Source organism: Lacrimispora sp. 210928-DFI.3.58 (genome assembly GCF_020554865.1).
GTDB lineage: Bacteria > Bacillota > Clostridia > Lachnospirales > Lachnospiraceae > Enterocloster.
In genome coordinates this window covers 1-11,758 of sequence record NZ_JAJCIC010000064.1, presented here as the reverse complement: position 1 = coordinate 11,758, position 11,758 = coordinate 1, and the positions used below count along the sequence as shown (strand labels likewise).

The following is an 11,758-nucleotide window of genomic DNA, read 5'->3' as shown; positions in this document are numbered from 1 at the left end:
AGAAAAGTGGTGCTGGGCGTAATCAACTAGCACCAACTTTGTCTACAGTCTGAGGAACGGTGGCTTACCGTTCCTGTTCGTGTCGTTTTGCTTTTTTCTGTGGCTGTGTTTTCTGGCGTTGCTGCTTCTGCTGCAATCGTTCCCACACAGAGCGGGTTTCAGCTTCTTCACCGAGCATTTCGGTTATATCCCGTTTGCTGTCATACATCGTCAGCAGCTGGTATTTTTCGCCGTAGGCAGACTGAACACGGGCAGCGGCAGAGCGTTCTTTGCCAGGGCGAATAGCAAGGCGTTCGCTCATCAATTCGCCAGCATCAAACTCCGCTGCCTGTTCTTTCAGTTCGGCGTATTCTGCAAGCGCATGGCCAAGCTCTGCAGCATATTTCTGCTCCTGCTGTTCCAGCCTTTTCAGCCATTCCTCCATTGCGGCAATATCTTTTCGGATGGTATCTGTGCCTGCGTCCTCTGGGTATTGCAAGGCTTGCAGAAGAAGCACTTTTTCCGATTTCAGTTCCTCCAACTCCTCGGTCAGTTCCGCTATACGGCGGGAAAGCTCCCGGTGCTTTGGTATCTGCAATATGGAAGTAGATTTCTTTTCTGTGAGTATTGTTTTCCGTTCCTTACTCTTTTCTTTGATCTGTGAAACAAGCCCAACATATCGCTCCAACTCAGGACGCAGTGCATTGAGATTTTTGGAGATATATCCTTTACTCGATTGGAGGTGAAGCACCTGATAGCGGAAAATAATCATTTTTTCCCGCAAAGATTCCATTGCTTCGGCCAATGCGGGAAGCGTATCCTTTACTGCCTGCATCAGCTTTTTCACTGTCGTTTTCAATTCCCGCAGAAGGGCGTTGTCTGCCTTAATCTGACGATTCAACTCACAGCGGTCAGAAACAATGCCCTTTTTCTCCAATGTTCTTGCAACCACACCCTCGTGAATGGTGGGCTGCTCGGTCAAGCCCCGATCTGCATGACTGCGGTGGTCGATGCGTTCTTCGTGTCCGGCAGTCTCCAAATGGCGATTCGTCACATCAGCCCACGCTGCTCTCCATAAAACAAGTTGTTCTTCGCTGTTCCAACGCTCGGAGATAGGATTTTGCCTGCCGAACTTGGTGCTTTTGGGATATTTGTTGACACGCTCATATCCATGCTTCTCAGCTTCGGAGGGTGTCATATACACTTTTTTCCTGCCTACCTTGTACTGATATTGTTTCTCCCATCCGTCCGCCTGCGCCGCCTTGAACTCGGCGGCGGTAAAGCCCCGTTCCTCACCATTCTTTATGCAAAGATATTCTTTCTCAGTCTTGTATTGCCACTTTCCGTTTTCGTCCAATGGGCGCACGGTCAGCATGATGTGGGCATGGGGATTATGACCGGGCGGGTCAGGATCGTGAATGGCCACATCCGCACACAGCCCATCAGCTACAAAGGTGTCAGAAATAAAATCGGATAGCAGCTTTTTCCACTGTGCTTCGCTCAACTCAATCGGCAGGGCAACCACAAATTCACGGGCAAGTCGGCTGTCTTTTGTCTTTTCATTTTCTTCTACGGCGTTCCAAAGCACGCCCCGTTCTTTCCATTCTGACGGGGCGAACTCTGGTAGGAATACTTCCTGCCAGACCAATCCTTTCTTGCGGGTGTAGTCATGTAGCACCCCATCATATTCATTGAGGATTTTAGAACAACTCAGATAAGCGGAAGCTGCAACAGCGCTTCTTCCTGTACCACGGCTGACTACTTTTGCTTCCAGATGATAAATTGCCATTTGTTTTCACCGTCCTTTCTTTCTGTTTCTCTTTTGAAATGAGAAAATGGGTGTCGCCGGAAAGGAGATACCCATAACTGCGTAAAAGCTGCCGGTGGCAGGTTTTCGCAGGCAGGCGGCGGGATGGGGTGGCAATATGCCACCCCATCGTTTTGCTGATAGCGCAAAATATAGAGCCGACTGCACAGGGAATGTTCGCTTGCGACATTGCCTGCCCCCTCTGGAGAACTGTCTGGAATACAGTTCGTGAGGAGCGCATGAGCCTGACCAACGGGAGGGATACCACCGCCTGCTTTGCAGGTGGTGAGTAAGTGCGCCCTTCGGGAAAAAGAAAAAGCGACCGATAGCCGGTCGCTCATAAAAATCATCGGATTGGTTTGAATACTTCGCATAAAAAATCCTCCAACTGTTTCAAAGCCATCTGTGTTGTCTGCGGTAATGCTTTCTCCAAAATCGCACCTTCCTGAATCAGCCGCCGTGTCCGTGCTTTTCGCTCTTTCTGCCGGTCACGCATCTGTGCTTCTTCCAATCTATGCTTCGCCTGCAAAAGCTTCTTTTCATTTTCTGTCATAAATTTTATTCCTTTCTGCCGTATCCGGCTGAAAACGCAAAGAAGGCGGCTCATGAGATTGTATTCTCACAAGTCGCCTTCAGCGTCATTTATTATGCGGTTTTCTGTTCTTGCCCATTTTCTTTAATAGGCGGGGCATCAAGCAATACCGGTTCTTTCTCTTTTATTTGCTTCGCAGCATTGCGTTCTTTCTGCATCCTGCGGTTTGCTTCCGTCCTGCAATCATCACAACAGTATTTTACATCTTTCCGTGTAGCGGTAAAAGTTTTTCCGCAGTTCTCGCAGACACATTCCCGCTTTCTGTTTTCCGCTGCTTCCTGCCGGTAAAATTTGGTACGGCACTTCGGACTGCAAAACAGAGTATTTGACCGCTTGGATTCAAATTCTTCACCGCAGCATTTACAGATTAGCTTAAATGGCTGACCAACTGCGTGTTCACCAGCCTTGATTTTTTGGTAGCGTTCCCGGCTCTTGATGCGGTGTCTGCGAAGCTGTTCCTGCCGCTTGATCTCCTCCGGTGTCAGCTCTGGTTCGGGCAGTTCAAACCGTCCGATAAATTTCAGATAAATCTCAACCTCCTGCACCCGATCCCCGTCAATCTTTTCCGGGGCGTGGACAATGATTTTTTCAATAAACTCATTGATCATTGGAGTAGTCAGTTCGGAAAAGTCGGTGTACTTCTTTGCCAGTGAAAGGAACTGCGCCGCACGGTCAGTATCTTCCTCAAAAGAGGACAGATGCGATTCTGCATCCGATACAGATGTGACAAGAGTCTTCTGCTCCGCTTCGTATTCTGCAAGCAGAGTATCAAAGCGCTCATCGGTAATGCGCCCAATGGCAAAAGATTCGTAGAGCTTTTTGATAATGGTATCAAGCTCGGCAATACGCCTACGGTCTTTGTTCAACTTGCGTTTGGTATCCTTTGCGACTTCCGCCTGTCTGATTTGAGAAGCAGAACGCACCTTTTTCATAAACTCATCCTGATTGGCGATGGCAAAGGTGCTGGCTGTTCGGATGGTTTCCAAAACAAGCTCTCTGACCGCTTTTGTCCGAATATAGTGACCGCTGCAAGCATGGGTGCGTTTTTGATGTGCCAGCGTATAAGAGGAACAGTCATAAAAGTCGGAGGGGTAGGGATTGTTCTCCGTACCGCCTTTGGAACGGTGATTGGTCATTTTCGCTCCGCAGTCAGCACAGAACAGAAGTCCAGTCAGTGGATTGGCTTCGCCAAGTGTATCGTGGCGTCTCGGTGTCTTTCGCAGTTTCTGTGCAAGCTCCCACATTTCCTTATCTACAATCGCTTCGTGGGTGTTCTCAAAGATCAGCCAGTCCTCCTGCGGATTCATAACCGGATTTTTGTCCTTGTAGGACTGCTTGTGAGAACGGAAGTTGACCGTATGCCCCATATATTCAGGCTTGGAGAGAATCTGCCCGACGATATAACCACTCCAGTTATAAGGGTTGGGAAATTCCTCTTTGCTTTTCCAAACGCCACGCCCCTGCTTTGCGGCGTAGACCGCAGGAGTTTCCACCTTATCGTCATAGAGGATACGAGCGATGTCATAAGGACCGTTTCCCTCGATGGTCAGCCTGAAAATACGGCGGACAACCGCAGCGGCTTCCTCGTCGATATACCAACTGTACTTATCTCCCGGCATTTTCTTGTAGCCATAAATGGCACAGTTGGTGGTAGGCTTGCCGGATTCGCCTTTCACACGGATCGCTGTTTTCTGCTTGCGGCTCAAATCACGAAGATACCACTCGTTCATAATGTTGAGGAACGGGGCAAACTCATTGCTGTTCTGATCGTCGCTGTCCACGCTGTTGGCAATCGCCACAAAGTGAACATGATGCTGACGGAAGAATACCTCCGTGTAAAAGCCTGTTTGCAGATAGTCACGCCCCGCCCTGCTCATATCTTTTACAATGACATGAGCAACTTTGCCCGCTTCAATGTCGGCAATAAGCTGTTTCCAGGCGGGACGCTCAAAATTCCCTCCACTCCAACCGTCATCGGTATAGTGCTGACAGTTCGTATAACCTTTCTGATGGGCATAGCTTTCGAGGTATTGTTTCTGATTGACAATACTGTTGCTATCACCAGTCTGGTCATCATCACGGGACAGTCTTTCATATAAAGCTGTGATTTTTCCTTCAGTCTGTTTTACGCTCATGATGCGCTCCTTTCAGACTGTCGGCTCATTTGTGGTGAATCTATTATACCACAAGTTCCACCAGTTGTAACCGTTTCATTGCGAATCATCCGTAAAATTTTATCCTCCATTGTTTCTTTCTCTGTATCGCTGAATACTACTTTAACTTTATAGGTGGTGCCGCCAATGCGGCGAGTCATATAAGAAAAATTACTGTTCTCGTTTTTTGCCATAGGCAGTTACCTCCGTGTTGAAATATTCATTGTTTTTTCGTATAATAGGTTTAGTTCCGGCATGGTGTAACCATTTGCATGGTTAAAATCGGACAAAAGGTATTAACACCCTGCCAATGCAGAAATGCCCTCAAAAAAGCCTTGCGACACAAGGCTTTCCGAGGGCAAAAGCGTTACATCTGTTGCTGTTTTTCCCGATACTTACGCACCCGTGCTGCGGTCTGCTTACGGCGAGCTTCTTCGGCACAGCGCTGTGAGCAGTACACCCGTTTTCCGTCAGTTGGGAACGGCTTGCCGCATTGTTTGCAATGAGTGGTTGGTGTTTGCGTGAATACGGCTTCCAACCCTGCATCTTCCGGCAGGACAGACTTGCGGAAATATCTGCATAGTGCGCTGTTGGTAAAACAGATCCCCAACATTGGACAGTCACAGTCCAATGGCAGGCAGCCGTACTCTTTGTCGTAGTTGGCGCAGAGAGAAATAACCAGCTTTCTGATCCGCTGCTTCTCCCTGCCTGTCAGCTCACGAGAATTGTTTGACATAGGCGTTTTCCTCCTTTTATTCAGTGTCGGAAGTAATCTGATAATAGACAAAATAGATTACTCCCTCACTTATAGGAGAAATACAGGGTACTTAGCGGAACTGTTTTTGCGGAGAATCCAAGAAATTTTCAAAAATATTTTTGAAGGGAGGTGTCTGCGGTGTTCGACGATCCCGAACGATATGAACATGACGGCTTTTATGAAGAAGATACTGACTATGAAGATGAATATGAAACGGACGATTCCGATTACATAGTCGATGACGAAGAAGATGAAAATGCCCTTTGGGACGATGAGGAAGAAGCCGCTGACGATCTTCCCGAAAAGAAGCGAAGGAAGCAGAAGAACCAAGTTGTTCTTGCTGACAGTGATACGGATACCGAAGAAACCGAATTATCCGAACAAGCCATGTGGCAGATCGCAAAAGAAGAACAGCTCATCGAAGAACTGGAAGCCGACGCCGAGGAACATCCCTTTGAGGATGGTACTGACGAGGAAGAACCGGAGCGTAAGAAGCTCAAACGAGAACTGCGGGCAGAAGCCCTTGCACGATTGGAGGATTCCGCCAGAACACAGTGGGATTTTGAAAATGTGATTGCATGGTGGGACAGGCTGGATGCCAACCGGGAGCGTAGGGAACGCTATCATGAACTCAGCCGCAGCGGTGACGATGTTCCGCTTGACTATGGTGCATCTGCCAATGAACTCTTTTTCCCGGATATGCTAAACGATGTACTGGAAAAGCAACTCCGAAAGGGAGATTTCATTGACGCCATTTTCTACTGTCCTTACGACATCCATGAACTTGTAACGGAAGAATACCTATCCAAAATCCTCTGGGAATTGAATGAGGAACACAAGGAGCTGCTCTTTCTCTGCGCTGTCCGGCTGTTTAGCTCAACAAGGATCGCTAAAATACGGAATCAAAGCGACCGGAACATCCGCAAGGTGCGTGGTACAATGCTCAAAAAGATACGAAAAAAGCTGCTTCCTGCACTTTTGGATAAGGCAGAAAAGCAGCAGCCAATGACCTTATTGGAGAAAGATTTTTTAGAAGAATCTGGAATGGAGATTGATTCAGGGAAAAAGAAATAGTATAATTGATAATATAAATTGAAGTTATTTAGGTTACAATACATGACGGAGGGTTTTGTAAATGAAGAACCTTTTTGACCGTACCAGTTCTAACTGGGTGCGGTATAGTGAATATGAATGGAGGGCGACAGAGGACGGAACTCTGTATCTCACACCCACGAAGACGGCGCAGCCGAGTATTTATGATCCACTGGCAGAGTATCAGAAAATTGTATTGGATGCCATCAACATAGGACGCATGGGTATGAGCAAAAATCCGGATGCCGAAATTCAGAAGGCTATCCAGCAATTTGCGGTGAAATACGGCTTGTTTGGACTGATGACTGCGCTACCTACCACACCAAACTTTATGGAATATGAGGCGGTGTACCTGCCGAAAAATCACTTCATCAAAGAAGAAACTATGTCCACTGAAAAATATCTGGCACTGTTCTTTCCATTTGACAAACTGGATGTGATCAAGCGTGGTATCGAGTCCATGTGGAACATCCAGAATGGCCGTGTTATGATGGCACTGGCTTTGACCATGACAGATAAGCCGATGGCTGTCAACATGAGCTTCCAGCGGGAATATGCGGAGCGATATGAATGGATGAAACAGCAGTTCATTGACTGGGCGTTTACCTATATCAACAGTTTCCTTTATTATGAGGATTATGATACACTGAACGATGAAACCCGGCAGATGATGCAGCAGAGCATGGCAGCTTTTGGCGGCATCGCTCCAACCTATCATATAGCTCTTTTGGATAAGCCGACCATCTTTTGGGATTTTCATTCCCTGCTGCTGGGCGTACAGATGATGTTCAGTTTTATGCTGACAGACAGCGAAAACCCGATTAAGCTTTGCAGGCATTGTACCAAAGCTTTTGTCGCAAGCAGACCAAGTGCTGTATTTTGCAGCCCGCAGTGCAAGAACAAGCATAATGTTTACAAAAGCAGAGCGAGAAACAAAAGTGAAGAATAGGAAGGGAATGGAATGGATATGAACGAAGAATATGGGCTAACTCCTTATGAAACAAGGGAAATCCTGTTTTATAAAACTGATAATGGTGAAGTTCGGGTTGAAATCCTTTTATATCAGGAAAACTTGTGGCTGACGCAGGCAAAGATGGCAGAATTATTTGAAGTGCAAAAGGCGGCTATTTCAAAACATTTGAAAAATATTTTTGCATCCGGCGAATTGCAGGAAGAAGCAGTTGTTTCCAAAATGGAAACAACTGCGGCAGACGGCAAGCGGTACAATACAAGCTATTACAATCTGGATGCCATTATTGCTGTCGGATACCGTGTTAATTCTAAAAAGGCTACGATGTTCCGCATTTGGGCAAATCGAGTATTAAAAGAATTTATTATTAAAGGCTATGTGATGGACGATGCACGACTGCGAGAACCAGAAAACCTCTTTGGTAAGGACTATTTTGAGGAACAGTTGGAGCGTATTCGTGATATTCGCTCCAGCGAGCGTCGTTTTTATCAAAAAATCACTGACATTTACTCCCAGTGCAGTGCTGACTATGATGTGAACAGTCCTGTTACAAAAGAGTTTTTTGCCACAGTACAGAATAAGCTTCATTACGCTGTCACTCATCATACGGCGGCTGAGATTGTTTATGGACGAGCCGATAGCACAAAACCAAACATGGGCTTGACAACTTGGAAAAATGCTCCGCAGGGGCGTATTCGCAAGTCGGATGTTTCAATCGCCAAAAACTACTTAAACGAAGAAGAAATGATAAATCTGAATGAGATCGTGACAATGTATCTGGACTATGCCGAAAGACAGGCACGGCGGGGAAATATCATGTATATGCAGGATTGGGTTAATCGTTTGGATGCGTTCCTCCAGTTCAACGAAGAAGATATTTTACATGACAAAGGCAAAGTGACCGCTGCCATCGCAAAGGCGTTTGCAGAAAGTGAATTTGAAAAATTCCGTGTTTTGCAGGATAGAACATATCAGAGTGATTTCGACCGCCTTGTGGCAAATATCGAAGAAAACAGCAAACAAACAAAATAAATCAGGAAACCCCACGCTTCCGATTTTATTGTCAGAAGTGTGGGGCTTTTGTATCAGGTTTACAGATCATATACCAATTCGTGCAGAACGATTTCTTCCGCACGGTTACGGATACTGTTCATACGGCGCACCCATTCTATTTGATCAGCCGCTTTGAGCGCTTCAGTTACGCCTTCCTGCTTTGCCATAGCGGAAACGATGTTTTCAATGCGCTCGTTGCAGGCTTGATCGATTTCAGCTAAATGCTTGAACAGCGTTCCCTCCAGCACATAGTTGTTGTAGAGGATTTTACGGTACTCTTTCAGATAGCTACGGCGCATACGCCCATATTTGCCAATCTGATAATTGCTATCATCCTGCGAGACAAGATTGGGAATGAAATAATTGCCCACTTGACGGTATGTACCGCCCATTTCTTCAAAGATAGATTTCATAAAGTTCAGCTCCTTTTGCGTTGATTTCCAGCGGTTATAAGACTTTTTGACTCCTTTCTTACAACTGCTTTTCAATTTACCACAAATGAGCCGCAGTCATATGTATTAGGTGGCAGAAACCACCCTTTACATATTAACTCTTGATTGACAATGCTGTTACTCTCTCCTGTGAGTTCGTCATCACGACTCAATCTACAGTAGATAGCAGTAATTTTGTCAGACTGCCTATTCATGTTTTGTTCCTCCTTAATCGGCAGGCAGTCTGCCAATACAGGATTGCTTGTATATATCATATCACACATTCGTGAATAAATCCACCCTTTCGTTATAATATTTTTTGAGCATTTTTAGTTTTCTTTTACCATGTGATCGAGTAATTTACCGGATAGACTTCGTGTGCCATCGTAATTTCCGTTGAATCGGTAAGTAGTCTGACCGGAGTGGATGGTCACGGTGATCTGCGGCAGCGCTGCCGCACAGTAGTTGTGGACAACAATGCTACCGTTTTCTTTGACTGTGTAATTTCTGTTTTCCTGTTTGTTCATATAAAAATCCTTTCTTTGGTTGGTAGCATCAAGTTGCCAAATTGACAACTTGATGGATGGGATAGGAAACGAATCGAATGAAATGATTATCGCTCCTGCTCCTGTTTGTGTTCAATTTTTCTACCAAGGGTCTGCTCGATATTGTGGCGAATGGTATCAAGCCTCGTTGCTTCTTCTTTGGCTGTCTGGTACTGATTGTAAAGCTCGTTTTTCTCTTTGATGAGCTGTTCGACCTCAGTCTGCAATGCCTTGTAGCTCGGCAGCTTCTTCAATCCCTTGGAATCAAAATATCGCTTGGCGGCGTTCAGAATGATGAAGTCGCTGTCATGCTCGTCACGATATTTCTGACGGGATTTTTCATTCTTGCAGGCTTTCAGACCTTCGATGAGGTACTTGGTCTTGAAGTAGTTCATCACATAGTCACGGAACTCTTTCTTTTCCTTAATGGATGCTTCCACCGTTTTCATTTTGGTACGAATGTCATCCACCTTGGCACGGGCAGTATCGCAAGCAGCAGCCAATGCTTCGGGAGAATCAAATCCCATTTCTTTATACAGCACATGGGCTCGGCTTGCGTTTTTGAGGTTGTGTATCTTTGCCCAATGCTCATAACCTTTGCCCTTGGCTTTCGCCGCTTCCATATCCACCGTACGGCTGACAGAGTTTTGCTGTTTGATGAAGTCCTGCATGGTCGGTGCGGAATGAACGAGAGGTGTTTTCGTTCTGACCTGTTTTGCATTTCTGACAAAGGCAGCGAATACAGTCGTTTTATCAAAATCGTCGCCAAGCTTTCGTGCTGTGATTGCTTTGGTACGGTCGGGAGTGAGGTAAGACAATCGCCCTCGGCTCTCTTTGACGGTGATACCACGGCGAAGAAGTTTTTCTGCGAAGTCCTCAAAGCTGACAGCATCAGAAAGCGCTTTTCGGATTTCTTCACGGAGCTTGTCTTTGTCAGTTTCAAACTTGGTCTGCTTGATGGGTAATCCCTGTTCGGCAAAAACGGCGTTTTCTTCATCCAGCGCAAGCTGTCCCTTCTTCTTTGCCCAATACTCATGCTCGGTCACACGGGTCTTACTGCCATTCAGCAGATCAATCTGATACAGACCCGCATCGTGGCACATCTCCATGACCTCGGAGCGAAAGTATTCCATAGCTGCGTTGGTGCATCGGTGCTTCATTCCCGGTTGGGTATCGCACGGCCTGTCCATATACGGCATGAACGGGACTTCTTCAATACGCAGAGAATTGATAACGATGTGTACATGAACATTGCCGCTGCCGTTGTGTCCGTCGGGATGTGTGCAGACGATTGCTTGATGACCGGGAAAGTGTTCTTTGCAGAATTTCTCGCCAAGGCTCTGTGCCAGATCTATGTTCAATCCGTGGTCTGGCACATCTTTCGGGTCAAAAGAAATGATATAGTGATGACTTTTGACATCTTCCCGTTTTTGATTTTTGCCATAGCGGAGATTGGCTCTCAGACACGCAATCGCAAAATCTTCGTCACCGCAGTTCAGCGTAGAAATGCGGTAATCCTTTCTTGGGATAAGCCTGCCGTTTTCGTCCAGGGTGGGCTTCATGGTGAACTCGTCATGCTCAAAAGTGAGGTAGGCTTCAGCGGCAGAGTAGTCAGCATTTTTAGAGCTTATATGCTTGAACGTTGCCAACAGCATCACCTACCTTTTTCATCACTTCATATTTCAGGGTGGCAAGCTCTGCGACGGCATCCTGCAATTCCTTTGCCATGGCAGGATAAGGACTTCTCCATTCATTGAGATGTCGAGCAATCTGATTGAGGTTGTTGCCGATCCTGCCGTATTCGGCAGTCAGCTTGCCAACGGCAGCGAGCAGATCGTCGCTAACCAATGTTGCCACGATAGTCGGTTTGATGGTCGCACCGGAGATTGCTTCACGGATAAACTCCGATTGGTTCATGTCGTAAATCTCCAGGCGGCGGAGAAAGTCGGCGTGTTCTTCATCGTCCAGACGGGTTTTTACAATGTGGTTGCGTTTCGGTGTGTTGTAGGTTTTTGCCATTCGGTTCCTCCTTCGTTTTTTGAAAATTGAAAATCGGCATTAGCCGTATCGCTTCCGCTTTGCGGAACAGAGCAGGGTTTGGGGAAGGCACTCCCCAACAAGATTCCATGAGGGCAAAATGAGCAGGTGGCGAAATTTGGACCCATGGTAGAATCTTACTCTACGCTACCCAGCCTTTTCGTTTTTTGTGTTTTTGCCAAAATGTCAAGTTGGCACTTTGCCGTACTTTGCGTATTGCCGTTTTACCCGAATGTCGTTCCTACCCGGGAGTCTCACCCCGGCGTTGCTTCGCTCATGTCATCGCAAGATAGTGTCAATAGTTTTTCGCAAATTTAATTCCTGCCGTTCAGCAGCTGGCAG

The 11,758-nt window shown here is 46.5% G+C and carries 13 protein-coding genes; 3 read left to right on the top strand and 10 right to left on the bottom strand.

Going from position 1 to position 11,758, the window contains the following annotated elements; genetic code table 11:
* Nucleotides 1–64: 64 nt before the first annotated feature.
* The 6 genes from mobQ to LIZ87_RS21130 all read right to left on the bottom strand — a co-directional run bounded on the left by mobQ (nt 65) and on the right by LIZ87_RS21130 (nt 5,267).
* Nucleotides 65–1,768, bottom strand: coding sequence for a MobQ family relaxase (gene mobQ / locus LIZ87_RS21155; protein WP_227149117.1), 1,704 nt, complete (start codon nt 1,766–1,768; stop codon nt 65–67).
* The gene (locus tag LIZ87_RS21150; protein WP_227149116.1) at nt 1,738–2,160 is read right to left on the bottom strand and encodes a hypothetical protein; all 423 of its coding nucleotides are present in this window, start codon (nt 2,158–2,160) and stop codon (nt 1,738–1,740) included. The genes mobQ and LIZ87_RS21150 overlap by 31 nt, the downstream gene beginning before the upstream one ends.
* Complete coding sequence (locus LIZ87_RS21145; protein WP_185916031.1) at nt 2,133–2,339, bottom strand: DUF3847 domain-containing protein; 207 nt, start codon at nt 2,337–2,339, stop codon at nt 2,133–2,135. Before LIZ87_RS21145 ends, LIZ87_RS21150 begins: the two co-directional genes overlap by 28 nt.
* Before the next feature lie 92 nt (nt 2,340–2,431).
* Nucleotides 2,432–4,513, bottom strand: a complete 2,082-nt coding sequence (locus LIZ87_RS21140) for a recombinase family protein (protein ID WP_227149115.1) — start codon at nt 4,511–4,513, stop codon at nt 2,432–2,434.
* Complete coding sequence (locus LIZ87_RS21135; protein ID WP_002593313.1) at nt 4,510–4,725, bottom strand: transposon-encoded TnpW family protein; 216 nt, start codon at nt 4,723–4,725, stop codon at nt 4,510–4,512. Before LIZ87_RS21135 ends, LIZ87_RS21140 begins: the two co-directional genes overlap by 4 nt.
* A gap of 173 nt (nt 4,726–4,898) precedes the next feature.
* A complete protein-coding gene (locus LIZ87_RS21130; RefSeq protein ID WP_227149114.1) occupies nt 4,899–5,267 on the bottom strand; it encodes a cysteine-rich VLP protein in 369 nt (122 codons plus the stop codon).
* Between the two features lie 159 nt (nt 5,268–5,426).
* Between LIZ87_RS21130 and LIZ87_RS21125 the strand changes: the two genes are divergently transcribed.
* The 3 genes from LIZ87_RS21125 (at nt 5,427) to LIZ87_RS21115 (ending at nt 8,382) form a co-directional block, all read left to right on the top strand.
* A complete protein-coding gene (locus LIZ87_RS21125; protein ID WP_227149113.1) occupies nt 5,427–6,362 on the top strand; it encodes a hypothetical protein in 936 nt (311 codons plus the stop codon).
* Nucleotides 6,363–6,423: 61 nt separating this feature from the next.
* Nucleotides 6,424–7,329, top strand: coding sequence for a hypothetical protein (locus tag LIZ87_RS21120; protein ID WP_227149112.1), 906 nt, complete (start codon nt 6,424–6,426; stop codon nt 7,327–7,329).
* 12 nt (nt 7,330–7,341) lie between these two features.
* Nucleotides 7,342–8,382, top strand: coding sequence for a virulence RhuM family protein (locus LIZ87_RS21115; protein ID WP_002593308.1), 1,041 nt, complete (start codon nt 7,342–7,344; stop codon nt 8,380–8,382).
* Nucleotides 8,383–8,441: 59 nt separating this feature from the next.
* Here LIZ87_RS21115 and LIZ87_RS21110 read toward each other — a convergent pair whose 3' ends face one another.
* The 4 genes from LIZ87_RS21110 to LIZ87_RS21095 all read right to left on the bottom strand — a co-directional run bounded on the left by LIZ87_RS21110 (nt 8,442) and on the right by LIZ87_RS21095 (nt 11,425).
* Complete coding sequence (locus tag LIZ87_RS21110) at nt 8,442–8,816, bottom strand: TnpV protein (protein ID WP_227149111.1); 375 nt, start codon at nt 8,814–8,816, stop codon at nt 8,442–8,444.
* Nucleotides 8,817–9,163: 347 nt separating this feature from the next.
* Nucleotides 9,164–9,361, bottom strand: coding sequence for a hypothetical protein (locus LIZ87_RS21105; RefSeq protein ID WP_227149110.1), 198 nt, complete (start codon nt 9,359–9,361; stop codon nt 9,164–9,166).
* A gap of 86 nt (nt 9,362–9,447) precedes the next feature.
* Nucleotides 9,448–11,028, bottom strand: coding sequence for a relaxase/mobilization nuclease domain-containing protein (locus LIZ87_RS21100; RefSeq protein ID WP_227149109.1), 1,581 nt, complete (start codon nt 11,026–11,028; stop codon nt 9,448–9,450).
* Complete coding sequence (locus tag LIZ87_RS21095; protein ID WP_227149118.1) at nt 11,000–11,425, bottom strand: plasmid mobilization protein; 426 nt, start codon at nt 11,423–11,425, stop codon at nt 11,000–11,002. The genes LIZ87_RS21100 and LIZ87_RS21095 overlap by 29 nt, the downstream gene beginning before the upstream one ends.
* Between the last annotated feature and the right edge of the window lie 333 nt (nt 11,426–11,758).